General features: G+C 59.8%; 19 protein-coding genes. 9 read left to right on the top strand and 10 right to left on the bottom strand.

Annotated elements, in window-relative coordinates; all coding sequences use genetic code 11:
- Nucleotides 1-154: 154 nt before the first annotated feature.
- The 4 genes from ACE3SE_RS18430 (at nucleotide 155) to ACE3SE_RS18415 (ending at nucleotide 4,001) form a co-directional block, all read left to right on the top strand.
- Nucleotides 155-1,588: a sensor histidine kinase gene (locus ACE3SE_RS18430; RefSeq protein ID WP_374557395.1), complete on the top strand. Its 1,434-nt coding sequence runs from the start codon at nucleotides 155-157 to the stop codon at nucleotides 1,586-1,588.
- A 250-nt stretch (nucleotides 1,589-1,838) separates the two neighbouring features.
- Nucleotides 1,839-2,090, top strand: coding sequence for a hypothetical protein (locus tag ACE3SE_RS18425; RefSeq protein ID WP_045847031.1), 252 nt, complete (start codon nucleotides 1,839-1,841; stop codon nucleotides 2,088-2,090).
- The gene (locus ACE3SE_RS18420) at nucleotides 2,087-3,433 is read left to right on the top strand and encodes a sigma 54-interacting transcriptional regulator (RefSeq protein ID WP_374557393.1); all 1,347 of its coding nucleotides are present in this window, start codon (nucleotides 2,087-2,089) and stop codon (nucleotides 3,431-3,433) included. The genes ACE3SE_RS18425 and ACE3SE_RS18420 overlap by 4 nt, the downstream gene beginning before the upstream one ends.
- 241 nt (nucleotides 3,434-3,674) lie before the next feature.
- A complete protein-coding gene (locus tag ACE3SE_RS18415; protein WP_374557391.1) occupies nucleotides 3,675-4,001 on the top strand; it encodes a hypothetical protein in 327 nt (108 codons plus the stop codon).
- 68 nt (nucleotides 4,002-4,069) lie between these two features.
- Here the strand turns inward: ACE3SE_RS18415 and ACE3SE_RS18410 are convergent, their stop codons facing one another.
- Nucleotides 4,070-4,423: a DsrE/DsrF/TusD sulfur relay family protein gene (locus ACE3SE_RS18410; RefSeq protein WP_045847202.1), complete on the bottom strand. Its 354-nt coding sequence runs from the start codon at nucleotides 4,421-4,423 to the stop codon at nucleotides 4,070-4,072.
- 295 nt (nucleotides 4,424-4,718) lie between these two features.
- Here ACE3SE_RS18410 and putA point away from each other — a divergent pair, with 295 nt between their 5' ends.
- The 4 genes from putA (at nucleotide 4,719) to ACE3SE_RS18390 (ending at nucleotide 11,307) form a co-directional block, all read left to right on the top strand.
- Nucleotides 4,719-8,315, top strand: coding sequence for a trifunctional transcriptional regulator/proline dehydrogenase/L-glutamate gamma-semialdehyde dehydrogenase (gene putA / locus ACE3SE_RS18405; protein WP_374557389.1), 3,597 nt, complete (start codon nucleotides 4,719-4,721; stop codon nucleotides 8,313-8,315).
- A gap of 207 nt (nucleotides 8,316-8,522) precedes the next feature.
- Nucleotides 8,523-9,752 carry a branched-chain amino acid ABC transporter substrate-binding protein gene (locus tag ACE3SE_RS18400; RefSeq protein WP_062789309.1) on the top strand — a complete coding sequence of 410 codons (1,230 nt, stop codon included), beginning with the start codon at nucleotides 8,523-8,525 and terminating at the stop codon, nucleotides 9,750-9,752.
- Nucleotides 9,753-9,889: 137 nt separating this feature from the next.
- On the top strand, nucleotides 9,890-10,633 hold the full coding sequence (locus tag ACE3SE_RS18395) for a metallophosphoesterase (protein ID WP_374557386.1): 744 nt from the start codon (nucleotides 9,890-9,892) through the stop codon (nucleotides 10,631-10,633).
- A gap of 251 nt (nucleotides 10,634-10,884) precedes the next feature.
- Nucleotides 10,885-11,307 (top strand): cysteine-rich CWC family protein, encoded by a 423-nt coding sequence (locus ACE3SE_RS18390; protein ID WP_374557384.1) that lies wholly within the window; start codon nucleotides 10,885-10,887, stop codon nucleotides 11,305-11,307.
- On the opposite strand, the gene ACE3SE_RS18385 is transcribed toward ACE3SE_RS18390, so the two are convergent.
- The gene (locus ACE3SE_RS18385) at nucleotides 11,296-12,426 is read right to left on the bottom strand and encodes a succinylglutamate desuccinylase/aspartoacylase family protein (protein ID WP_374557382.1); all 1,131 of its coding nucleotides are present in this window, start codon (nucleotides 12,424-12,426) and stop codon (nucleotides 11,296-11,298) included. The two genes, ACE3SE_RS18390 and ACE3SE_RS18385, sit on opposite strands and share 12 nt — an antisense overlap.
- A 342-nt stretch (nucleotides 12,427-12,768) precedes the next feature.
- Between ACE3SE_RS18385 and ACE3SE_RS18380 the strand changes: the two genes are divergently transcribed.
- Entirely contained in the window at nucleotides 12,769-13,590 is an 822-nt protein-coding gene (locus tag ACE3SE_RS18380) for an Hpt domain-containing response regulator (RefSeq protein WP_374557380.1), read from the top strand.
- Nucleotides 13,591-13,666: 76 nt separating this feature from the next.
- Here ACE3SE_RS18380 and ACE3SE_RS18375 read toward each other — a convergent pair whose 3' ends face one another.
- From ACE3SE_RS18375 to ACE3SE_RS18340, 8 genes are all read right to left on the bottom strand, one after another.
- Nucleotides 13,667-14,605 carry a p-hydroxyphenylacetate 3-hydroxylase reductase component gene (locus ACE3SE_RS18375; protein WP_374557378.1) on the bottom strand — a complete coding sequence of 313 codons (939 nt, stop codon included), beginning with the start codon at nucleotides 14,603-14,605 and terminating at the stop codon, nucleotides 13,667-13,669.
- Nucleotides 14,606-14,640: 35 nt separating this feature from the next.
- The gene (locus tag ACE3SE_RS18370; RefSeq protein ID WP_374557376.1) at nucleotides 14,641-15,807 is read right to left on the bottom strand and encodes a p-hydroxyphenylacetate 3-hydroxylase oxygenase component; all 1,167 of its coding nucleotides are present in this window, start codon (nucleotides 15,805-15,807) and stop codon (nucleotides 14,641-14,643) included.
- A gap of 313 nt (nucleotides 15,808-16,120) precedes the next feature.
- On the bottom strand, nucleotides 16,121-17,299 hold the full coding sequence (locus tag ACE3SE_RS18365; RefSeq protein WP_374557374.1) for a porin: 1,179 nt from the start codon (nucleotides 17,297-17,299) through the stop codon (nucleotides 16,121-16,123).
- A gap of 108 nt (nucleotides 17,300-17,407) precedes the next feature.
- Nucleotides 17,408-18,751, bottom strand: coding sequence for a 4-hydroxyphenylacetate permease (hpaX, locus tag ACE3SE_RS18360; protein ID WP_374557372.1), 1,344 nt, complete (start codon nucleotides 18,749-18,751; stop codon nucleotides 17,408-17,410).
- A gap of 209 nt (nucleotides 18,752-18,960) precedes the next feature.
- The gene (gene hpaI, locus ACE3SE_RS18355) at nucleotides 18,961-19,761 is read right to left on the bottom strand and encodes a 4-hydroxy-2-oxoheptanedioate aldolase (protein WP_374557370.1); all 801 of its coding nucleotides are present in this window, start codon (nucleotides 19,759-19,761) and stop codon (nucleotides 18,961-18,963) included.
- Between the two features lie 132 nt (nucleotides 19,762-19,893).
- Nucleotides 19,894-20,697, bottom strand: a complete 804-nt coding sequence (gene hpaH / locus ACE3SE_RS18350) for a 2-oxo-hept-4-ene-1,7-dioate hydratase (protein ID WP_045847043.1) — start codon at nucleotides 20,695-20,697, stop codon at nucleotides 19,894-19,896.
- A 9-nt stretch (nucleotides 20,698-20,706) separates the two neighbouring features.
- The gene (locus ACE3SE_RS18345) at nucleotides 20,707-22,170 is read right to left on the bottom strand and encodes an NAD-dependent succinate-semialdehyde dehydrogenase (protein WP_374557367.1); all 1,464 of its coding nucleotides are present in this window, start codon (nucleotides 22,168-22,170) and stop codon (nucleotides 20,707-20,709) included.
- Complete coding sequence (locus ACE3SE_RS18340) at nucleotides 22,167-23,360, bottom strand: Bcr/CflA family multidrug efflux MFS transporter (RefSeq protein ID WP_374557364.1); 1,194 nt, start codon at nucleotides 23,358-23,360, stop codon at nucleotides 22,167-22,169. The genes ACE3SE_RS18345 and ACE3SE_RS18340 overlap by 4 nt, the downstream gene beginning before the upstream one ends.
- Nucleotide 23,361: the final 1 nt, after the last annotated feature.

Here is a 23,361-nt window from a genome sequence, read left to right as displayed (position 1 = left end):
CCCCTTCGAAGCCCAGCTCAAACGAGCTGGGCTTTGTGCTTTTGGGCTGCGGTAAGCGTCCGATTATCGTCAATCTGTCAGCGACTGCTGCTTTGATTTGTGAAGACAAGCCGCGCTGTTGGACAATGGCTTCATCTTCGTGTCTGGAGTGTTCATGCTATTGCGCCATTTGTCTTTCAAGTCGCTGTTGGTTGCTAGCTTGTTCGTGGTGACGCTGATTCCCTCGTTGGCACTGGTGCAAACCTGGTGGCATCTGCAGCAGTTGGCGGAACAAGTGGACCAGAATCAGCGTCAGGCCCTGCTACTTTCCGAATCCATACGCATATTTTCCAGTCAGGGTGAGCTGTTTGAGCGCTCTACACGCCAGTGGAATGTTTTGCGTGAGGAGAGCTATTCCCAGGTTGGCAAAGAGGCCTTGAGCGCACTGATGCAGCTGGCGGCCAGGCTGGAGCGGCAGGATGATGCCGGTTTGCGCAGACTCGGACGGGCATTATCGGAGTGGGGGAAGCAATCGCTGGCCTTGCTGGATGGTGGTGAACATCCTGTTGCGGCGTGGTCCGCACAGTATGAGTCGCTGTCCGGTTTGGGAGCGGCGCTGGAGTCACGTATCCGGCAATTGGGTGAGGTACAGCGCAAGCAGTGGGACAGCAATTTGCGGGAAAAACGTCAACAGGCTGACCGGGTGGCCATCCTGTCATTATGCCTTGCCGTGTTTTCCGGATTACTACTGGCTTGGCTGCTGGTCAGGCCCCTGCAGCAGCTGCGCGGTAAAATTGCCGCCCTTTCGCAGGGAGTGCGTGGTCAGAGCTGGTTGATGTCGGCTCCGGCCGACATCGTGCAGCTGGCTTCTGCCCTGGGTGAGCTGGATCATCGACTTGCCCGGCTGGAAGAGGATAAGGCGGATTTTTTCCGTCATGTCTCGCATGAGCTGAAAACCCCGTTGGCGGCTATTCAGGAGGCATCGTCACTGCTTCAAGACCAGATTCCCGGCCCCTTGCTGCCCTCGCAACAGGAAATCGTGGCGATTACCTTGTCCAATACCCGTTTGTTGCGACAGCGGGTGGATGCCTTGTTGCGGCATGATGCTGCCAACTGGCTGGCACAGCCTCTGGACATGCGTGTGCATGAATTGCATGCCTTGATTGAGGATGCGGCGGCAAGCATGCGTCCCTTGTTGCAGCAAAAGCGCATCACGCTGGAACTGTCGCACGATAGTTTGCAGGTGCCGGTCGATAGTGAAAAATTCCGAACCATTATTGATAATCTTCTTTCTAACGCTATTCGGTTTTCTCCTGTTGGCGGTGTTATTTCCGTTGCAACTGGCAGGGAGGCTGATCGTACATGGGTAGCGGTCATTGATCAGGGGCCAGGAATTGCGCCTGAAAATCACACACTGGTTTTCCAGCCCTTCTATAGTGGGCCTGCTCCAACCGGCGAGGCTCCGGGTAGCGGTATCGGGCTGACCATGGTGAAAACCTTTGCCCAACTGATGGGAGGCGATGTTGAATCCTTGCCTGCTGCTAAAGGTGCGCATTTCCGTGTCTGGTGGCCATGTACTTCCCTGAATGAGCATTCGCATGATGCGTAACAATATTTTTGCCTTGCTGTTGTTAAGCCAGTTGTCGGCATGTGCTGGTTGGTCAGAACACTCCTCACGCGATGCCGGTGGGATAGTTGCCTGGAAGAGTCAGTCTCGCAACTGTCAGGATGCAGAGGCTGTCCTGGGCAGCCTGCGACGTAGTCGTGATAGTGCCTTGCCCGGGAAAGATGCTTGCGCCGGCGAGCGCCTGCGCTATGTAGCACAGCAATGGCTAAATGGTGAGTCCAGGATTGAGCCATTGCGCAGCCAACTGGACAAGGCGAATGAGCAGTTGCGGCAAGAGCCGGCAGAAGGCTTGTCGGGCTTGTCCATCTTGCTGGGCAGTCTGCTCAATGAGCGCAAGCGACATGAGGATGCCATGCAAAGAAGCAATGCCCAGCTAGCCGAGCAGCAACATCGTGCCGATGAGCTGGCGGCCAAGCTGGAAGCCTTGCGTCTGATTGAACAATCCATGGTCAACAAGGCCAGCAAAAAGAAGATACAACCATGATGCATGCCGGGCGTGTTCTGTTGGTGGATGATGATGCGGACTTGCTGCACCTGCTTGGATTGCGTCTGGAGGCAGCAGGTTATCTGGTGGACAAGGCAGCTTCGGCCGAGGCTGCACTGAGCGCCCTGGCTGTGCGCAGAGCGGATGTGTTACTGACCGATTGGCGCTTGCCGGGAATGGATGGCATGGCCTTGTTCGAGCAGGTGAAACGGAGTTATCCGTCCTTGCCGGTGATCATCCTGACTGCTCATGGCACAGTGCCTGATGCGGTGGAGGCGGTAAGTCGCGGCGTGTTCGGTTATCTGGTGAAGCCATTTGACAGTGCCGCCCTGCTGAGCAAGGTGTCTCAGGCGTTGCAGTTGTCTGCGCCTGCCTTGTCGCATGATGAGCAGGATGCCTGGCGCGCAGGGGTGGTCAGTTGCAGTCCTTTGATGGATGAGCTGTTGGCCGAGGCGCGTCTGGTTGCTGTTACGGATGCCAGTGTATTGATTCGCGGTGAAAGTGGTAGCGGCAAGGAAGTGCTGGCCCGGGCATTGCATCGCGCTAGTCCACGGGCAGACAAGCCGTTTATTGCAGTCAATTGCGCGGCCATTCCGGACAACTTGCTGGAGAGCGAGTTGTTCGGACATGAGAAAGGCGCCTTTACCGGGGCGGCAGCGCGCCACCAGGGGCTGATTGCCCAGGCCGATGGCGGCACCTTGTTTCTGGATGAAATCGGGGATATGCCGCTAGCCCTGCAGGTCAAGCTATTACGCGTGCTGCAGGAGCGGGAAGTGCGCCCGTTGGGAGCCAGCAAGCCAATCGCCGTTGATGTCAGGCTGATCTCGGCAACGCACCGCGATCTGGAATTGCTGATCAGTGATGGCCTGTTTCGTGAAGACCTGTTTTATCGTCTCAATGTCCTTACCCTGCAATTGCCTGCACTGAGTGAACGGCGGGAGGATATTCCGCTGTTGGCGCAGCATTTCCTGAGTCAGGTGTGTGAACGTTATGGCAAGGAGGTAGCCGGATTCGCTCCCGACGCCATGGAATATCTATGCAGTCTGCGCTGGTCTGGCAACATCCGCCAACTGGCCAATGCCGTCGAGCAGTGCTGCGTGTTGAGTACCGCAGGCCTGATTCCGTTAAGCCTGGTGCAAAAAGCCGTATCAGACGGCATGGCTAGTATTCCTACACTGGCAGAGGCGCGGCGCCAGTTCGAACGGGAATATCTGGAGAAGCTTCTGCGGGTGACTGCAGGCAATGCCAGTGTGGCTGCGCGTATTGCTGACCGTAACCGAACCGAGTTCTACCGCTTGTTGCAAAAGCATGATCTGGTGGCGGCAGCGTTCAAGGACTTTTAAACCGGTATCACGATCGAAAACCCCTGTCGCCAAATGGCGACAGGGGTTTTTTCATGTTAATCAATGACTTGAGCATTGTTGCCATCTCGCCTTGTCGCTGATGGGCGACAGTTTGAGACAAACAAGCAGCGGAGTATGTGGCGTTTTTTTACTAAGCCATTGAATTTAAATGCTTATATAAGGTTGGCATGGCTTTTGCAATAGCAGCTGGAGTGCTCTTGTACCGAGGTGTGCGATGAAAATGAAACGTTCCGCATGGATATTTTTATTATTGCTTCCGCTGCAGGCAGTGATGGCAACTGACAGCCTGCTGATGGACCCGATTGCCGAACATGTTGCTGTTTCTCATGTATCAGATGACGAGAAAATAGCCTGGGAGCTGAATGAAGTTCTGAAGCCGCTAGCCGATGGTTCGGGTTCGGTCGTGCATCCTTCGGTCAAGGCCGGGATGGTGTGGCTGAAAGGCTCCAGCCCCAGTCGCGATACCGTACGGCACTTGCTTGAGGTTGCCGCCAATGTGCCTGGGGTGCGCGAGGTTCGTTCGGAAATGTTGATACGCCCCATTTGATTTCTTGCTGCTTGATGTGAACTGCCCTTTGGCCTGCCTTCCCCCCCGAGAGGCAGGCCTTTTTTTATTCAGAAACTGACGACTTTGTCGGCTTCCAGCGTCCAGTCGGCCAGTTCCGGCATGCTGCCTATCTTCACGCCAGGTAGCAGGCGGGTCTGATCCAGCCCGCGTGCCTCGGCACAGGTGCGACAAACATGGACGGCGACACCATGTGTCATGGCTTCGGTCAGCATGTCTGCCAGGCTTGGCCCATTGGAATTGCCCTGACCGTTTTGCGCGGTGATGACCGCATCGGACAGCAGAAACAGCTTGATGCGACTGGGTTGCCCATGGCTCGCAAGGGCCAGTGTCAAACGTAATGCACTCAGACAGCGTTCGTTGCCATAGGGGCTGGCATTCACGATGAGCAAAATATTCTGCACGGCAAGTCCTGTCATTGACTACAAAGTGGATTGGCCTGCCTGCGAAGTCCGGGTAGCTGCTGTGGCTGTGGCCTGGATCGCAAGCGGTAACGTTGTGGTAATGCAACAGCAACGGGGTGGGCGGATGCGGCAAATAATAGGACAAGTCGCTTGATTTGCCTTGATCTGTTGCCGTCCACGCAGTGTCTGATGCCAAGAATATTTTATATTGTCGAACAAAGAAAAATGCAATTGTATACAATAGGCAAATCTTAACCGGTATAAACCGGGCTGCGAACAAAATCGGGAGTTTTCCATGCAATTCGAGGTGTTTGCCCTAAACCAGAGCGCCTTGCGCGATGCCATTACATCCGCATACCGTCGCGATGAACAGGAATGTGTACAGGCCTTGTTGCCGCAGGCGGCTTTGCAGCCGGCACAGGTAACCGCTACCCAGGACCTGGCGCGTCGCCTGGTCAGCCAGGTGCGGCATGAGCGTACGCGCTCCAGCGGGGTAGATGCCCTGATGCATGAGTTTTCGCTGGATAGCGCGGAAGGCATTGCCCTGATGTGCCTGGCTGAAGCCTTGCTGCGTATTCCGGACAAGGAAACGGCCGACAAGCTGATCCGCGACAAGATTTCCCGTGGTGACTGGAAAGCCCACCTGGGCAACAGCTCTTCCTTGTTCGTCAATGCCGCAGCCTGGGGCCTGGTGGTGACTGGCAAGCTGGTTTCCTCGCACAGCGAGCAAGGCCTGTCTGCTGCCATGACCCGTCTGATCGCCAAGGGCGGTGAACCGCTGATCCGCAAAGGCGTGGACATGTCCATGCGCATGCTGGGCAAGCAGTTCGTTACTGGTGAAACCATCGAACAGGCGCTGGAGAATGGCCGTGAGCGCGAAGCACGTGGCTATCGTTTCTCCTACGACATGCTGGGTGAAGCCGCCATGACCGAGGACGATGCCCAGCGCTACATGAAAGACTATGTGATGGCAATCCACGCCATCGGCAAAGAGTCTGCCGGCCGTGGCATTTACGATGGTCCGGGCATTTCGGTAAAACTGTCCGCCATTCACCCGCGTTACAGCCGCGCCAAGCGTGAACGCGTGATGACCGAGTTGTATGCCCGCCTCAAGGAACTGCTGGTTCTGGCCAAGCAATACAATATCGGCCTGAATATCGATGCCGAAGAAGCCGACCGCATGGAGCTGTCGCTGGACTTGCTGGAACAGCTGGCTTTCGACAAGGATCTGGCAGGCTGGAATGGTATTGGTCTGGTGGTGCAGGCTTATCAGAAGCGCTGCCCCTTCATTATTGATTATCTGGTGGATCTGGCACGCCGTTCCGGTCACCGCTTCATGGTGCGTCTGGTGAAGGGTGCCTATTGGGATGCCGAAATCAAGCGCGCCCAGGTGGACGGCCTGCCGGGCTACCCGGTGTATACGCGCAAGGTGTATACCGATATTTCCTATCTGGCATGTGCCAAGCGCCTGCTGGCCGCACAGGATGCCATCTACCCGCAGTTTGCCACCCACAATGCCTACAGCCTGTCCGCCATTTATCAGCTGGGTCAGGGCCTGGATTACGAATTCCAGTGCCTGCACGGCATGGGTGAGACCCTGTACGACCAGGTGGTGGGCAAGGACAATCTGGGCAAGGCCTGCCGTATTTACGCGCCGGTGGGTTCGCATGAAACCCTGCTGGCTTATCTGGTACGCCGCCTGCTGGAAAACGGTGCCAACAGCTCTTTCGTCAACCGCATCGTGGACGAAAACGTATCCATCGACGAACTGGTGACCGACCAGGTAGCGGAAGCCGCCAGCCATGCCGGTCAGCCGCATCACAAGATTGCCCTGCCGGTTTCCCTCTATGGCAGCGAGCGTCAGAATTCCAAGGGCCTGGACCTGTCCAGCGAGCATGTGCTTGCCGCCCTGCAAATCGGCCTGCAAGGTTCGGAACAGCAGCAGTGGCTGGCCAGCCCGCTGCTGGGCGATGCCGATATCAGCGAAGGAGACAAGCTGCCGGTACGTAACCCGGCCGACCACGCCGACATCGTCGGTGAAGTGATTGAAGCCACGCCGGAACATGTGGAACGTGCCTTGCAACTGGCCGAAGCTGCCGCCGCACGCTGGGCCAATACCCCGGTGGCAGACCGCGCTGGCTGCCTGAACCGCATGGCCGACCTGATGGAAGACCACATGCCGGCACTGATGGGCCTGGCAGTGCGTGAAGCGGGCAAGACCCTGAGTAATGCCATTGCCGAAGTGCGTGAAGCGGTGGATTTCTGCCGTTACTATGCCGCGCAGATCGTCGCCAATTTCGACAATGCCACCCACCAGCCGCTGGGCCCGGTGGTGTGCATCAGCCCGTGGAACTTCCCGCTGGCCATCTTCATTGGTGAAGTGACCGCCTCGCTGGCCGCCGGTAACCCGGTGCTGGCCAAACCGGCCGAGCAAACCAACCTGATTGCCGCCTATGCCGTGCGTCTGCTGCACGAAGCCGGCGTGCCGCGTGATGTGCTGCAACTGCTGCCGGGCCGTGGTGAAATCGTCGGTGCTGCACTGACCAGCGATCCGCGTATCCAGGGCGTGATTTTCACCGGCTCCACCGAAGTGGCACAAATCATCAACCGCACCCTGGCCAAGCGTGGCGAGGACGTGGTGCTGGTGGCCGAAACCGGCGGCCAGAACGCCATGATCGTGGACAGCTCGGCCCTGCCGGAGCAGGTGGTGACCGATGTACTGAGCTCGGCCTTCGATTCCGCCGGTCAGCGTTGTTCCGCCTTGCGCGTGCTGTACCTGCAAAGCGATATCGCCGACAAGGTGATCGCCATGATCAAGGGAGCCATGGCCGAACTGACCGTGGGCAACCCGGCCAGACTGAGTACCGATGTCGGCCCGGTGATTGATGCCGAAGCCCAGGCCGGCCTGCTGGCACACATCGACAAGATGAAGCAGCGTGCGCGCTGGTTCTACCAGACCCCGCTCACGGAACAATGCCAGCAAGGGACGTTTGTACCGCCAACGCTGTTTGAAATCGACAACCTGTCCGATCTCACCCGTGAAGTGTTCGGCCCGGTACTGCATGTGCTGCGCTTTGAAGCCAGCCAGCTGGACAAGGTGGTGGCAGAAATCAACAGCACCGGTTATGGCCTGACCCACGGCATTCACAGTCGCATCGACGAAACCATCAACAATATTGTCGACAAGATCAAAGTGGGCAATGTCTACGTCAACCGCAATATCGTGGGTGCGGTGGTGGGCGTGCAGCCCTTCGGCGGTGAAGGCAAGTCCGGTACCGGCCCCAAAGCCGGTGGCCCGTTCTACCTGTACCGTCTGACCCGCGCTGCATGGGCGCCCAAACTGGCCTTGCAGCCGGTGGCCGCCAATCTGTCCGGTCTGTCCAAGCTGGCCGCCGTGGCGGGCAGCATGGGCGTGAGTGGCCTGAATGCACGCATTGATGCGGCAGGTCGTGCTTCGCCGCTGACCCATCAGGTAAGCCTGCCGGGACCGACCGGCGAAAAGAACACGCTCTGCTTTGCCCCGCGCGGCAAGGTAGGGTGCGTGGCCAGCAGCGGAACAACGCTGGCCGAACAACTGGTGGCCGTACTGGCTACCGGCAACGTGGCAGTGCTGGCGGATTCGCCGGCCAATCGCCAGTTGGCCAGCACACTGGGCAGCCATGTCGAGCTGACGCAAGACGTGCTGACTGCCTCGCTGGATGCCGTGCTGTATGAAGGGGAAGACGCAGCCCGCGTGCGCCAGCAACTGGCGCAACGTGACGGTGCGCTGATTCCGCTGATTCTGGCCGGCAAAGATGGCTACAACCTGCATCGTCTGGTGGTGGAGCGCGCAGTCAGCGTCAATACCACGGCAGCAGGTGGTAACGCCAGCCTGATGAGTATCGGCGACTGATGTCAGTCAGCCCCGGCCCGGCCAAACCCGGCTGTTGGCGGGAATGGTCACAAACCGGGGCTGTGTGACGATATCTTTGTCACGCTACTTGTCATGTGCTGTCGGCATTGGAATAATGCCGCCAGCGTTTTCACTTACAACAAGCTCGCTGCATGAGATCTGTCCGCCACAAGCGGACAGGAGAGACCGAAAGATAGAGGATTCAAGATGCAATTCACCAAGCTGACTACCGTTACCATCGCTGTCGCAGCCGCTCTGGCACTGTCTGCATGTGGCAAGAAAGACGACGCCGCCGCTCCGGCTGGCGCATCCGCTCCGGCTGCTGCCGCTGCTGGTGGCGACACCGTGAAAATCGGCTTTGCCGCTCCGCTGACCGGCCCGCAAGCCCACTATGGCGAAGAATACAAAAACGGCGTGACCCTGGCCATCGAAGATGCCAACGCCGAAAAGCCGACCATCGGTGGCAAGCCGGTGACCTTCGAACTGGACGCCCAGGATGACCAGGCCGACCCGAAAACCGCTACCCAACTGGCACAGAAGCTGGTGGACGACAAGGTTTCCGGCATCATCGGTCACTTCAACTCCGGTTGCGCCATCCCGGCCTCCAAGATCTACTCTGACGCCGGCATCCCGATGATTGCCATGGCGACTTCCCCGGTCTTCACCGCACAAGGCTTCAAGAACACCTTCCGTTCCATGACCTCCGATACCCAGCAAGGTAGCGTGATGGGCAAGTTCGTGGTGGACACCCTGAAGGCCAAGAAAATCGTCATCGTTGACGACCGTACCGCTTACGGCCAAGGCCTGGCTGACGAATTCGAAAAAGCCGTCAAGGCTGCCGGTGGCGACGTGGCCAAGCGCGAATTCACCAACGACAAGGCAACCGATTTCGCCGCCATTCTGACCTCCATCAAGGGCGTGAATCCGGACGTGATCTTCTACGGTGGTGCTGACGCCCAGTCCGCCCCGATGGCCAAGCAGATGAAGCGTCTGGGCCTGAAGGCTCCGCTGATCTCCGGCGAAATGACCAAGACCCCGAACTTCCTGCAACTGGCAGGCAAGGAAGCCGAAGGCTCCATCGCCTCGCTGGCTGGCCTGCCGCTGGAACAAATGCCCAAGGGCAAGGAATATGCCGACAAGTACAAGGCACGTTTCAAGACCGACGTAGCCACTTACTCCCCGTACGGCTATGACGCGACCCGCGCGCTGATCCAGGCCATGAAGGATGCCAACTCCACCGATCCCAAGGCTTACCTGCCGGTACTGGCCAAGATCAAGTACTCCGGTGTGACTTCTTCCAACTGGACCTACGACGACAAGGGCGACCTGAAAGACGGCGGCATCACCGTGTACAAGGTTGAAGGCGGTCAGTGGAAAGTGATGCAAACCATCGGTGGCGGCGCTGCTGCTCCTGCTGCAGCATCCGCAGCCCAGTAATTTTCTTACTGATTTGGCTCAGAAACGGCGCAGACACTGCGCCGTTTTTTCATGCCTGCTGCTCGACAATTTCCCGCAGAACCGGGGGCAGATGTGCATAATGAAAGCTGTATCTCTCAAGACTGATGTGATTGTGTATGAGTGAGTTGTTTGCCAGCATGCCCGCCAATCAGGCCGGGCGTGACTTTGTAGTGGGTGATGTGCACGGGTGCTTCACCGAATTGCGTCAGTTACTGGAGCAAGTGGTGTTTGATGGCAGTCGCGACCGGCTGTTTTCTGTTGGCGACCTGGTGGATCGCGGCCCGGAGTCGCGCCAGGTGCTGGAGTGGCTGGCGAAGCCCTGGTTTTATGCGGTAAGGGGCAATCATGAACAGATGGCACTGGAATTCGATCTGGCACAAACCGATGCCTGCGAACGCTACCTGAATAATGGCGGCGGCTGGTTCATCTGCCTGGATGAAAAAGACAAGCAAGCCTACCGTACTGCGTTCTTGCGCCTGCCGCTGGCGATAGAAGTGGTAAGCGAGCACGGCCTGATCGGCCTGTTGCACGCCGATTGCCCGCTGGACGACTGGAACTTGTTGCGTCAGCAACTGGCATTACCCACCCCTTGGGGAGAAGAGGGCGGCAAGCTGCTGCGCCAGATCACCTGGTGCCGTTTGCGGGCCAAAGGCATGGTACGTAAGCCGGTTGTCGGCGTGTACATGCTGTGTGTGGGGCATACTCCACAGCGCCAGGTCAGGCAGATCGACAATGTCTGGTATCTGGACACTGGCGGCGTATACGGCCGCCAATTGAGCATGCTGCAGCTGGATACCATGCAGACGCATAGTGTGAACGTGGCCGACAAGGGCTATGGTACTGACATGCTGGAAAGCTGAACTGCCTGTGTTATTGCTGCCGGGCAAGCTCTTTGCCGGGTAGTCGGTGCAGAAGCGTTGTTTGAGCCTGAACAATGTATTGCCTTATATGTTCATGGCATTTTTCTGCGCTGCTATTATGTCGTGTGATTTTCGGGTAACTGGTCCCGCGTGCCGGGTTAGTCTCATTCCCTTGTAACAGGCTGTTTTATGTTTGCATCAATGTTGTTGCGTCATCATTCCGGGCTGCAGCGCAGCCCTGCGGATTTTGCATGCCTGCGGCGTACTGGCGTTCTGTCCGGGCGGCCCGCATGAGTACCTCTCCCATTCCATCCCCCTGTCAGCAGCGTTGCCAACTGGATGCCACCGGGGAAAGCTGCAAGAGTTGCCGGCGAACATTAAAGGAAATAGCTGGTTGGCCAGGCTTCAGCGACTATGAAAAAAAAGCGGTGTGGAACCGCTTGTTGTCCTTGCCGCCGCTTGCCCAGGCCAAGCAGTGCCAGCGCTGTGGCGACACCTTCCGCTGTGGTATTGCTGATGGTGAGGAAAACTGCTGGTGTGCCAGTCTGCCCAATGTCATGCCCATGACGCAGGATGGCGGAGATTGCCTGTGCCCGGCCTGCTTGTTACAGGCCATTGCACAGGCTCCTTCCGGCCAGCAAGGGGATGCGGCCCCCAATTCCTCAGGCCGATAGCAGTTTTCCTGTCTTGAATGACTGTGCGGTGGCCACCTTGGCTACCGTCATGCCCGCCGTGGCATACGGGTGCAGTTCCTGTGCGTACAGCATGCCGCCATAGCGTGAACTCAAAACTGCCACCTTGTCCTGTAGAGGGTCGATGATTTCGGCCACGGCCTGGCCTGCTGCTACCAGTGTGCCGGGAGCCAGCAGGAAATTGACCACTCCCGGATGGGGTGCCTGCAGGTTTTCCGAGCCGGACAGCGGAGTGGCCGGGTAGGGCAGCGGTGGCAATGCCGGTGCTTCGCCCGCAATCAAGCCGCGCAGGCAGAGAAAATCCAGGATGGCGCGTGCGTCCTGCCGCGCCAGCGCCTGTGCCACCTGATGTTGTCCACGCAATTCCACGGTTACCGACAGACAGGCCATTTCGATGGGCACATCCAGGCCATCCTGGCGGCACAGTGCTTCCAGCTCCCACCAGGTCTGGCTGCAGGCTTCGTCAAACGGATAATCGCCGGACTCGGTAGCCAGCAATTGCGCATGGGATTGCAAGTAGCGCGCCAGTGGCTCGCACTGTGGCCACAAGGGCGTGCCGGTGTAGACATGCAAGGCCGCATTGCTGTCGCAGTGCAGGTCCAGCACGATATCGGCATCGGCGGCCAGCAGTAACAGCTGCTTGCGCAGGCTGACCAACTCGGTAGGTTCAGCCAGTTGTTGCAGGTGTTGGCGCATGGCCTGGCGGATCAGTGCGGTATTGGCTTTGGCATCCTTGCCCAGCTGATGCTTGACTGCGGCGTACACCGCCTGGGTCAGCTGCGGGTAGTGGCGGTTGAAGTTTTGTCCGCTGGCCAGTTCGAAGCGACCAAGCTGATACCCCAGCAGCGACTGGGCGTGGCCAATCGGGTTGGCTTGCGGTACCAGAATGATTTCACCGGCAATTTTTCCTTCCTGTTCCAGTACTTGCAGTGCCTGTTTCAGTTCCCACGCGGTCAGCATGCCGGGGAGCTCGTCTGCATGCAAAGATGCCTGGATATAAGCCTTCCCGGCGCTGGAGCCCGGCTGGCCGAAGTGAAAGCTGGAGAGCTGGCGCTGCGTTCCCAGGCAACTGGATGTCAATGGATGTTGGTGATGAATCATGAGGGCTCCGATGATGCCGCCATCAAATGCCGGCTTGAAGATGGTGCAGACAACAATGTAGCGCGTTGTGCGTACGCTGTCTAAATGCCTGCCCTCCGGTGTGTGTGTGCGGGGCTGCCATGCTGGCTTTGGCAGCGTCGGGATGTTTGGCGATACATGATCAGAAATTTCCTATTGTTTGTTAAGAAATAACCCGGATAGTGATTGCATTGCCTTTTCTAAGCTTAGAGAGGCTCATGGTCGGTACGCTGCCAGCGCCAGTCTGAGCTTCTGAACGTGCTGGAACGCGGCGGATAATCACAAACAGGTGTCAGTGTCATGTCATATCATCAATGGATTTCAATGCGGCGGTGCATCGGCCACCGCTTGCAAGCACGCGCGGCGGATTCTGCTTCCAGCCCTTACGGACCAAACGAAGGAGCCGGCACGCCCGAGTCGGATCTGTGGGCCGAAGGGTTGCAACCGCGGGTACTGGTTGCAGAGGATAATCTGGCCAATCTTTTTCTGCTTAACAGCCAGTTGCTGCGACTGGGTTGCCAGGTGGTGGGGGTCAGTAACGGACTGGATGCGCTGACTCAATGGCAGCAGGGGCAGTTTGATTGCTTGCTGACCGATTTGAGCATGCCGCAGCTGGGAGGGTTTGACCTGGTGCAACAGCTGCGGGCCGCGGGTGAGCAGCGCCCGGCCATTGGCATATCGGCTGACCCTTCCGAACGGGATCAACAACGTGCGCAGGAAGCAGGCTTCAATATCCTGCTGCCTAAACCGGTTACCTTGCCGTTTTTGCATACTGTGCTGCTGCGCTACAGCCTGGATGTCTGCATGCAACGATTGCCGGTGTATGAAGCCAGCAGCCTGTCTGCCTTGTTTGATGGCAATCAGGATCTGATAGAGAAGTTTGTCAGCAAGCTGCTCGAAAGCAACCAGCAGGACTTTGCCGCCGCCAAGGCATGCTTTGCCGAGCGGGACTGGAATGGCCTTGCCCAGATGTTGCACAAGATCAAGGGTGCGGCGCGCCTGATTGATGCCCGGCAGGTAGTACGCTCGTGCGAGCAGCAGGAGAAAATCTGCAAGACCGGCAATGCCGAACAGCTGGAAATACTGCTGGCGGATCTGGACTTGCGCTTGCAGATGCTGGCCCGGCAATTGCGTAGCTTGTCCTGAGCCAATCACAGGCCTGCATGACAGCAAAAGAGCTGCCGGTTTCCCGACAGCTCTTTTTCATGGCGATGCATTACGCTCAGCGCCGACTGATGATGGCCTGCAGAATCCGGCGGAAGGTGGCGATTTCATCGGGCGTGAAACTGGCCAGCATGGCGGCTTGTTGTTGCTCGGCCAGGTCATGCAAGGCCTCGGCATGCAGCTTGCCTTGCTGGGTCAGCTGATAATGCTGTCCTTGCAGGCTGATCAGCTCCTTGCGTATCAGCATCTGGGCGGCTTGTTCCACTTCCCTGTCCGGCATGTTGACCTCGCCGTGCATGGATGCCATATCCAGGCCCTGTTCCATCACCAGCAGCATGCGTGCCTCGCTGGTACGCAGCCCGGTGGCCAGTTGCAATGGCTGGTAATGTTGCTGGTAGGCCCGTACTGCCTGGGTCAGCAGGTAGTAGACATTTCCATCCAGCCGCTTTTGCCATTGCCGGTCTGCCGGGCTGCTTTCTTCTTTCTTTTGCTGCAGGCCATGCGGCAATGCCATGGCATAACTGCCCTGATGGTAGAGCAGGGGTGCCCGGCCAAAGTCGTCCAGTGCCACCACCTTGCCCAGCATGATCCAGTGATCTCCGCCATCATGTATGGCATGGCGTTCGCACACGAAGCGGGCGGCGCAGTCCTCCAGCAGCGGCGTGCCACCAGCGCCCTGCGTGTGCGGTACACCGGCAAAGCGGTCGTCGCTCTGGCGGGCAAAGCGGTTGGACAGGCTGATCTGGTCGGCTGCCAGGATATTGACGGCAAAGTGACTGGCCGAGGCAAATACCGGATAGCTGCCGGAGCGCTTGTCTATGCTCCAAAGAATCAGCGGTGGGTCGAGCGATACCGAGTTGAAACTATTGGCGGTGACGCCCACTTTTTGTCCATCGCTATCGCAGGCCGTCATCACGGTGACGCCGGTGGCAAAGTTACCCAGCGCGCGGCGGAACAGGCGTGGGTCATCCACACTGGCCGGTGGTTTGCTTGTCATCCTCATCTCCTTGTTTTGCTTGTTGTGGGGTGGTGTCAGACCATGCTGGGGTCGGGTTCCAGTCCCATCAGTTCGCGGCCAAGGATCTGGGCGCAGACATCGTAGTCGGTATAAGCGTGGGCACCGGTCATGTGCGAGTCACGGAACAGGCGTTGCAGCTCGTTGCCTTCCATCCAGCTGGTGGCACCGGCGGCGCTGAACAGGCGATCCACCGCTTCGATGCACATCTTGACCGCATAAGCCTGATTGGTACGCCAATAGGCCAGTGTAAGGCGGTCCGGGTAGGCACGGCGACGGCCGTGTTCTGCATGATCCTGCCAGGTCTTTTCCAGCAAGGCGCGGGCGGCAGCCACCTGGTGGGTGGACTCTGCCAGGCGCATGAGGGCAGGCGTGGCAGTGCCGACGCTGGCACCGGTGTAGGCCCGCACGCGGTTGGCAGTTTTGTCCTTGAAGGCCTGCAACATGCGTTCGGCAATACCCAGGCTGATGGCGGCAAAGCCGCTGGCAAAATAGGGGCGGTACGGCGTGGTGAAAATATCGCTGTCCGGATACAGGCCAAAGCCGCTGGAGCGGCCTTCCATCATGTCCTTGGCCGCTTCGATACGGTGATTGGGGATGAAGGCATTGCGAATCACCAGGGTTTTGGAGCCGCTGCCTTTCATGCCCATGGCAAACCAGTTGTCGCGGATTTCATAGTCACTGCGTGGCAGCACGCCAAAGCTGTAGACCAGTTCGCCCTCGGCATTTTTGCGGCGCATGCCGACAATGGCCCATTCGGCATGATCGCAACCGCTGCTCCAGCCCATTTCGCCGCTCAGGTACACGCCACCCTCGGCTTCCTCGATCTGGCTGAACGGGGCAATGCTGCTGCTGGCGGTGGCGTCCGGGTTGTTGGCCCATACTTCGTCCTGCAATTGTTGCGAGAACATGGCCAGCTGGTGGCTATGAGTGCACAGCAGGCTGAATGCCCAGGCGGTGCCGCCACAGGCACCGGCCAGTGCGGCCACGCAGTCAGCAAATTCCGGCAGGGAGATTTCCAGCCCGCCGTATTTCTTCGGCTGGAAGGCGCGATGCATGCCAATGCCTTTGAGCAGGCGGATGTTTTGTTCCGGCACCTGCCGCATGGCTTCGGCCTTGTCTGCGTTGGCGGCGATTTTCGGCAGGATTTGCTGCAGCCGGGTCAGCAGTGTGTTCTCACTCATGAATGTCTCCTGTTGCATGTATTTTATTAACAAGTTAAGTATTCGTGCCGTGAGCAATGAAATACGGCAGCCAGCTGGCACTTGGTGTTGTTATCGTCTGCCGCGCGTAAAAGCGCGACGTGCTGACTGCATTATGTAGGCCATATTGCAGCCATGAAATACAAGTTTCAGGTTGATTACTGTACTTTTCATGGATTTCTTCGACCCTGCACCAAAAGGCAGATGCGGCAAAAAAACAGCCACCCGGCAAGGGGTGGCTGACAAGGATGGTGCAGCTGAAAGGAGAATCTGCCCATCTGGAGCGAGTTTGGCGTCAGAAGCTGTGGCGCAGCCCCATGGCCAGTCCGTGTACCGTACTGCCAGCAGGCACACTGCCAATACTGCTGAAGCCGAAATCATAGGCAGCGCTGCCATGATTCCGGATTTGCGCATAGAGGGCTTTCAGGGTGGTGTGACGCGACAGGTCGTATTCGTAGCCCAGCTCGGCATGGCGTGCCCGTCCGCTATCGCTGGCTGTGCTGCCTTGCAGCTTGCCGGACTCGCCATACTGGCTGATCAGCCGTCCATGGTCGCCGACGCCGATAACGGCCTGGGCATACCACACATTCTGGCTGAGGCTGCTGCCCTGATAACTGGCGGCGGCCGTGGGCGTGAGCTTGCCATCGGTGTGGTCAAGCAGCAGGCCGATACGGCTGACTTCGCCAAAACGGTAATAGCCACCTGCGCGCAGGTTCCACACCTGGCGGAACTGGGTTGTGCTGCTGGCAGCATCATCCACACCGGTGTCGATGCGCTCGTAAGCGGAGGTCAGCAGCCATGGGCCACCGCGATAGCTCAGCCCGAGGTCAAACACGCTGGCGGTATGACTGGCACCGGCGGCGCGTGTTTCCACCGCGTCATAGCCCACGGTTGCCGTCAGCCCCTGCCAGCTGGGGCTGGTGTACTGCACGGCATTCTTGCGGCGGGTGTCGAAGGGGCTGGTGCGCACCAGGGTGTTGCCATTGCCGTCGGCCGGGGTGGCGCTGCCATAGCTCTTCAGCAGGCCGTCAGCGGACAGGATATTGCCCAGCTTGCCCAGCAGCGCGCCGGACATGCCAATGCCGGTATTGCCCTGATTGACATCCAGCATGCCGGCCACCACGCGGGTAGGCGGGCTGATCAGGCCGGCCTGCACATTGCCGGCAGGCGTGGCGAAGCCGACAAAGCTGTCGCGGGTGCCAAAGGTGGCATAGGACGGCGCGCTGTCCAGCCACAGATTGCTCTCCAGCTGCCAGTAGGCGCTCAGTCCGTTGCCCAGCTCTTCACGGCCCTTGAAGCCGATCAGCGAGCTGTCCGAACTGATGCGGCGCACGCTGCTGCCGGGCTGACCATTGGCAGCACCACGGGTACCTACCGATTCGATGGTTTCGTCCAGTGTGCCGTACAGGGTGACGTCGGCGTGGGCCAGTAGCGGCAGCAGGAACAGGGCTGCCCAAAAATGTTTGCCTTGCATGATATGGCTCCGGTTTGGGCCTGCGTTGCCGATTGTCAGGCGCAGGCCGTCGCGGTGTGCGGCCTTGATGCCGGACACCGTGCAGGTAAATAGGGAAGGGTTAATGGTTCAGTGGCGGGCCGGCTTTTGCAGCGGAATCAGCAGAAACACCAGCGCACCGATCAGCAAGGCGGCTACCGCATACAACAGGCCGCTGGTGAAGCTGTGCGACATGTCCTTCAGCCAGCCCACCACGAAGGAGCTGAGCGCCGAACCGATATTGCCGGTGGCGTTGATCAGCGCAATGCCCACCGCCTTGGCCTTGGTCGACAGCGTGGTGTCCGGGGTGGTCCAGAAAATGGTCATGGCGGTAAAGGAACCGGCCGATGCCATCACGATGCCGGCCAGCCGCACCACCGGGTCGCCGGCATAGGCGGTCAGCAGCCAGCCTGCTGCGGCAAACAGCATGGGCAGCACGGTGTGCCATTTGCGCTCCTGGGTGCGGTCGGAACGCGCGCCCCACCACAGCATCAGCAAAATGGTGCCCAGCTGCGGAATGGCGGCCAGGATGCCGATGGTGACATTGCTGCTGCCGGCATTGAAGCTTTTGACGATTTGCGGCACCCAGATATTCACCATGCTCAGCGTGTTGACCAGGCAGAAATAGGCGAAGGCGAATTTCAGCACCGTCGGTTGCAGCAGTTCGTGCATTACGCCGGAATGTTGCTGGGCCGGCTGGTGTGCTTCGGCGTCCAGCATGCCTTGCAAGCAACGCTTTTCGTCCGGGCTGAGCCATTTTGCCTTGGCCGGCGAGTCATCCAGATAAAACCACACCACCACGCCCAGCACGGCTGAGGGCAGGCCTTCCACCAGAAACAGCCACTGCCAGCCGGCCAGTTGCCAGATGCCGTCCATTTCCAGCAGATAGCCGGATACCACCGAGCCCAGCGCTGCCGTTACCGGCATGGCAATCATGAACAGGGCATTGGCGCGGGCGCGGTAGACGCGTGGAAACCAGAGAGTGAGGTAGACCAGCATACCGGGCAGGAAGCCGGCTTCGGTAATGCCCACCAGTGCGCGCAGGATGTACAGGCTGGTGGCGTCATGGGCAAACATGGTGGCGGTGGAGGCAAAGCCCCAGGCCACCATGATGCCGGCCATCCAGCGCCGCGCACCGATGCGGCTGAGCATCATGTTGCTGGGGATGCCGCACAACACGTAGGTGATGTAAAAAATGGTGGCGGCAAAGCCGAACATGGTGGCCGTCAGGTTCAGGCTTTTGGCCATGGTGAGGCCGGCAAAGCCGATGTTGATACGGTCCAGAAAGGAAAATACGAACAGGATGAACAGAAACCAGATCAGGCGTCCGGAGACTTTGCGGATTACCCGCTGTTCTTGCTGTGTGTCGTCCTTGTGCGCCTGATCCATCAGGTTGGGCGCGGTGTGGCAGGTCGTGGCTTTATCCAGACTCATGCACTTCTCCTCATTTATCGTGCCGGGAGCGTTCCGGCGTGTTGTCCTTTGTCGTGGTGCCTGCTCTTGCTGGCAGATCACCTTGTTGCCTTGCTGCGGTGTGCGATGTGGCTGTGCGGTCCTTTCGGTTGTGGTTAATTGAATATATTAATTATCTGGTGGCTGGACACAGTGCCAGCGGACAGCCCAGCGGGCTGCCCGGTTTTGTTTCAGTACACACCACTGGCACCGGCTTGCTGACCGCCAGTCTTGAAGCGACCGGCCAGTGCTTCGGCACTACGCGCCAGCACGGTGCTGTCCACGCCCACGGCGACAAACTGCGCGCCAAGCTCGATATAGTGACGGGCCAGTTTTTCATCAGCCATCAGGATGCCGGCCGCCTTGCCCTGGGCGCGGATGCGGGCGATGGCCTGTTCGATGGCGGCTTGTACTTCCGGGTGGGCTGGCTGGCCCAGATAGCCCATGTCGGCGGACAAATCTGCCGGGCCGATGAACACGCCATCCACGCCGGGTGTGGCGGCAATGGCGTCCAGATTGTTAAGACCCTGACGGGTTTCGATCTGCACCAGCACGCACAGCTCGTCTTCCGCATGCTTGAGGTAGCCCTCGATGCGGTTCCAGCGCGAGGCGCGGGCAATGGCGCTGCCCACTCCGCGGATGCCATGCGGTGGATAGCGGGTGGCGGCTACCGCCAGTGCCGCTTCTTCGGCGGTCTGCACCATGGGCAGCAGCAGGGTTTGCGCGCCAATGTCCAGAATCTGCTTGATGCGCACCGGGTCGTTCCATACCGGGCGCACTACCGGGTGGCTGGGGTAGGGGGCGATGGCCTGCAGCTGGCCCAGCATGTCGGTAAGTGTGTTGGGCGCGTGTTCGCCGTCGATCAGCAGCCAGTCGAAACTGGCACCGGCCAGCAGCTCGGCGCTGTAGGGGCTGGCCAGGCTCAGCCACAGGCCGATCTGTACTTCGCCGTTTTTCAGCGCAGCCTTGAAGCGGTTGGATGGGTTCTGCATGGAATTTTCCTTAAAAAACAAGAGCAGCTGACAAAATAGCGCAGCGCCCCTGATGCAAGGCGCGCCGACGCAGACAGTACAAGGTGTACGGCCAGGAGGCGCAACGCAGCAGCAGGGTTTTTGTTCGCTGATCTAAACAAAGCGGCAGCTGATGGCACCCAGCGGCCCATAGTCCACATGGAAGGTATCGCCAGCCCGCGCCGGCACCGGGCGGGTGAAGGAGCCACCCAGAATCACCTGACCGGGCTTGAGGCTGACATCAAACGGCGCCAGCTTGTTGGCCAGCCAGGCCACGCCATTGGCCGGGTGGTTCAGCACCGCTGCGGCCACGCCGGATTCCTCGATCACCCCGTTGCGGTACATCAGCGCAGATACCCAGCGCAGGTCCAGCTCGGATGGCTTCACCGGGCGGCCGCCCATCACCACGCCGGCATTGGCAGCGTTGTCGGAAATGGTATCGAACACCTTGCGCGGGCGACCGGATGCCGGGTCGATGGACTGGCTGCGCGCGTCGATGATTTCCAGTGCCGGAATGACAAAATCGGTGGCCTGATACACATCGAACAGGGTGATGTCCGGGCCTTTCAGCTCCTTACCCAGGATGAAGGCCAGCTCCACTTCCACCCGCGGCACGATGAAGCGGCTGGTAGGAATGTCGCTGCCATCATTGAAGAACATGTCGTCCAGCAGGGTGCCGTAGTCCGGTTCGTTGATCTGCGAGGACATCTGCATGGCACGCGAAGTCAGGCCGATCTTGTGGCCCTTGATCGTCCTGCCTTCTGCCAGTTTCATCTCCACCCAGCAGCGCTGGATGGCATAGGCGTCTTCAATAGTGATGTCCGGGTAGTCCAGCGAAATCTGGCGGATCTGCTCGCGTTGCTGTTCGGCCTGATGCAGGCGGCGGGCGGTAGTGTGGATGATGTCTTGCGTCAGCATGTGGTCTCCTCAGTTGGCGATGCCGCCAAAGCACAGGTATTTGGTTTCCATGAATTCTTCCAGCCCCAGCCGTCCGCCTTCGCGGCCCAGCCCGGACTGCTTGATGCCGCCAAACGGGGCGACGGCGGTGGAAATGGCCCCTTCGTTGATGCCCACCATCCCCGCTTCGATGGCTTCGGCCACCCGCCAGCAACGGCTTACATCGCGGCTGAAGAAGTAGGCGGCGAGGCCCGACTCGCCGCTATTGGCCAGACGGATGGCCTCGGCTTCGTCGTGAAAGCGGATCAGCGGAGCCAGCGGGCCAAAGGTTTCCTCCTGTGCCACCAGCATCTGTTCGGTGACATCGGCCAGCACGGTGGGCTGAAAGAAGTTGCCGCCGCGTGCATGCGGCGCACCGCCGCTAAGCACCCTTGCCCCCAGGCTGACGGCGTTGGCTATATGGCGCTGCACCTTGGCCACCGCTGCCTGGCTGATCAGCGGGCCTTGCTGCATGCCGGGTTCGCTGGCCGGGCCAACCTGTAGCGCGGCCACGGCAGCGGCGAGTCTGTCGGCAAAGGCATCGTAGATGCCGTCCTGCACCAGCAGGCGGTTGGCGCAGACACAGGTCTGGCCGCTGTTGCGGAATTTGGCAAACAGCGCGCCCTGCACGGCGGCATCCAGATCGGCATCGTCAAACACGATGAAGGGCGCATTGCCGCCCAGCTCCAGCCCCAGTTTTTTCACCGTGTCGGCGCACTGGCGCATCAGCAATTTGCCCACGGCGGTGGAGCCGGTGAAGCTCAGCGCCCGCACCAGCGGGCTGCCGGTCAGTTCAGCGCCGATGGCCACCGCATCGGTACCTGTGACGACATTGAATACGCCGGGCGGCAGGCCTGCCTGTTCGGCCAGAGCCGCCAGCGTCAGTGCGGACAAGGGCGTTTCGGCGGCCGGTTTCAACACCACGGTACAGCCGGCGGCCAGCGCCGGGGCCACCTTGCGGGTAATCATGGCGTGGGGGAAATTCCACGGCGTAATGGCCGCCACCACGCCCACGCCCTGGCGCACGGTGAGCAGGCGCTTGTCGGCAAATGGGCTGGGAATCACTTCGCCGTAAACCCGTTTTCCCTCCTCGGCAAACCATTCGATATAGCTGGCACCGTAGGCAATTTCGCCGGTGCTCTCGGCTGGCGGTTTGCCTTGCTCCTGGCTGATCAGCGCCGCCAGCTCCTGCTGGTGTTGCAGGATCAGCGCATGCCAGCGCAGCAGCATGGTGGCGCGCTGCTGCGCGCTCAGTGCGCGCCAGGCGGGCAGGGCAGCATGGGCGGCCTTAATGGCCGTGCAGGTTTCTGCTGCGCCAAGATCCGCCACCCGGGCCAGCAGTGCGCCGCTGGCCGGGTTGTGCACGGCAAACTGTTGCGCGCCGGTCAGCCATTGGCCGTTGATATAAGCCTGTTCACGCAGCAGGGACGCGGATGGGCGGGATTCGGTGTTCATGTCGGTTTCCGGGAAAAACGGATCAATTGCAGACTCAGCCAGGCGGCGATACCGCAGGCCATCACCAGCAGACACATGGCGCGCGGGCTGCCGTCAAACAGGCTGGCCACCAGTGCGCTGGCCAGCATGCCGCAGCCAAACTGGCCGGATACCGCCAGCGCCATCACCGCACCGGCCCGGTCGGCATGCAGTTGCAAGAGCCGCGCCATGGCATTGGGGCCGATGCTGCCGGTCATGCCCACGCTGAACAGCAGTGGCAGCACGGTCAGCCACAGGCTGTGCGCGCCCAGCAGCCACAGCGCCAGCCCGGCCAGCGCCACTACGCCGCATTGCCATTGCAACAGGCTGTCGATGGCATGCCGTCGCAGCAGGTAGCGGTTGAGCTGGCTGAACAGCACGATGGCGACGATATTCAGCCCGAACAGATAGCCGTAATGCTGCGCGGCCACGCCGAAGTACTGGATGTACACAAAGGGCGAGCCGGTGATGTAGGCGAACATCGCGCCAAAGCTCAGGCCCAGCGCCAGGCTGTAGCCCATGGTGGGCAGGTGTTGCAGCAGGTGGCCATAGGCACGGAAGGCTTTGCCCAGCGTGATGTCGCTGCGGCCACTGGGCGGGTGGCTTTCCGGCAGGCGCAGTGCCACCACGGCCAGCGATGCCGCGCCAATCAGCGCCAGCAACAAAAACAGGCTGCGCCAACCGGCCAGCAGCAACAGCCAGCCACCCAGCAGCGGTGCCAGCAAGGGGGCGATCATGGTGATCTGCTGCATCAGCGTCAGCACATGGCTGGCCTCCGTCAGCGGAAAGGCATCGCGCACGATGGCGCGCGCCATCACCGTGGCCGCGCCGCCACCCATGGCTTGCAGCACGCGCAGGGCAATCAGCTGTTCTGCCGTTTGCGCCGCAGCGCAAGCCAGGCTGGCCAGCACATACAGGCTGAGGCCGGTCAGCAATACCGGGCGGCGGCCATAGCGGTCGGACAGCGGGCCGTACAGCAGCATGCCGCCGCAAAAACCGGCCAGAAAGCTGCCTATGGTCAGCTGGATGCGTGCCACCGGCGCGGCCAGATCCGCCGCAATGGCGGGCAGGGCGGGCAGATACATGTCGATGGACAGCGGGCCGAAGGCCACCAGCACCCCCAGCAGCACGATCAGCCGCACCTGTTGCTGTGCCTGACTTGCGGTATGCATG

The organism is Aquitalea pelogenes (assembly GCF_041914625.1).
Lineage (GTDB): Bacteria > Pseudomonadota > Gammaproteobacteria > Burkholderiales > Chromobacteriaceae > Aquitalea > Aquitalea pelogenes.
Note: the sequence above shows the minus strand (reverse complement) of the source record. Positions and strands in the feature narration are given on the sequence as shown.

Excerpts from the sequence above, each read along its gene's own strand:
- ACE3SE_RS18430 (WP_374557395.1), top strand. The coding sequence starts at position 155 with ATGCTATTGCGCCATTTGTCTTTCAAGTCGCTGTTGGTTGCTAGCTTG.
- ACE3SE_RS18420 (WP_374557393.1), top strand. The coding sequence starts at position 2,087 with ATGATGCATGCCGGGCGTGTTCTGTTGGTGGATGATGATGCGGACTTG.
- ACE3SE_RS18415 (WP_374557391.1), top strand. The coding sequence starts at position 3,675 with ATGAAACGTTCCGCATGGATATTTTTATTATTGCTTCCGCTGCAGGCA.
- putA (WP_374557389.1), top strand. The coding sequence starts at position 4,719 with ATGCAATTCGAGGTGTTTGCCCTAAACCAGAGCGCCTTGCGCGATGCC.
- ACE3SE_RS18400 (WP_062789309.1), top strand. The coding sequence starts at position 8,523 with ATGCAATTCACCAAGCTGACTACCGTTACCATCGCTGTCGCAGCCGCT.
- ACE3SE_RS18395 (WP_374557386.1), top strand. The coding sequence starts at position 9,890 with ATGAGTGAGTTGTTTGCCAGCATGCCCGCCAATCAGGCCGGGCGTGAC.
- ACE3SE_RS18390 (WP_374557384.1), top strand. The coding sequence starts at position 10,885 with ATGCCTGCGGCGTACTGGCGTTCTGTCCGGGCGGCCCGCATGAGTACC.
- ACE3SE_RS18385 (WP_374557382.1), bottom strand. The coding sequence starts at position 12,426 with ATGATTCATCACCAACATCCATTGACATCCAGTTGCCTGGGAACGCAG.
- ACE3SE_RS18380 (WP_374557380.1), top strand. The coding sequence starts at position 12,769 with ATGCGGCGGTGCATCGGCCACCGCTTGCAAGCACGCGCGGCGGATTCT.
- ACE3SE_RS18375 (WP_374557378.1), bottom strand. The coding sequence starts at position 14,605 with ATGACAAGCAAACCACCGGCCAGTGTGGATGACCCACGCCTGTTCCGC.
- ACE3SE_RS18370 (WP_374557376.1), bottom strand. The coding sequence starts at position 15,807 with ATGAGTGAGAACACACTGCTGACCCGGCTGCAGCAAATCCTGCCGAAA.
- ACE3SE_RS18365 (WP_374557374.1), bottom strand. The coding sequence starts at position 17,299 with ATGCAAGGCAAACATTTTTGGGCAGCCCTGTTCCTGCTGCCGCTACTG.
- hpaX (WP_374557372.1), bottom strand. The coding sequence starts at position 18,751 with ATGAGTCTGGATAAAGCCACGACCTGCCACACCGCGCCCAACCTGATG.
- hpaI (WP_374557370.1), bottom strand. The coding sequence starts at position 19,761 with ATGCAGAACCCATCCAACCGCTTCAAGGCTGCGCTGAAAAACGGCGAA.
- hpaH (WP_045847043.1), bottom strand. The coding sequence starts at position 20,697 with ATGCTGACGCAAGACATCATCCACACTACCGCCCGCCGCCTGCATCAG.
- ACE3SE_RS18345 (WP_374557367.1), bottom strand. The coding sequence starts at position 22,170 with ATGAACACCGAATCCCGCCCATCCGCGTCCCTGCTGCGTGAACAGGCT.
- ACE3SE_RS18340 (WP_374557364.1), bottom strand. The coding sequence starts at position 23,360 with ATGCATACCGCAAGTCAGGCACAGCAACAGGTGCGGCTGATCGTGCTG.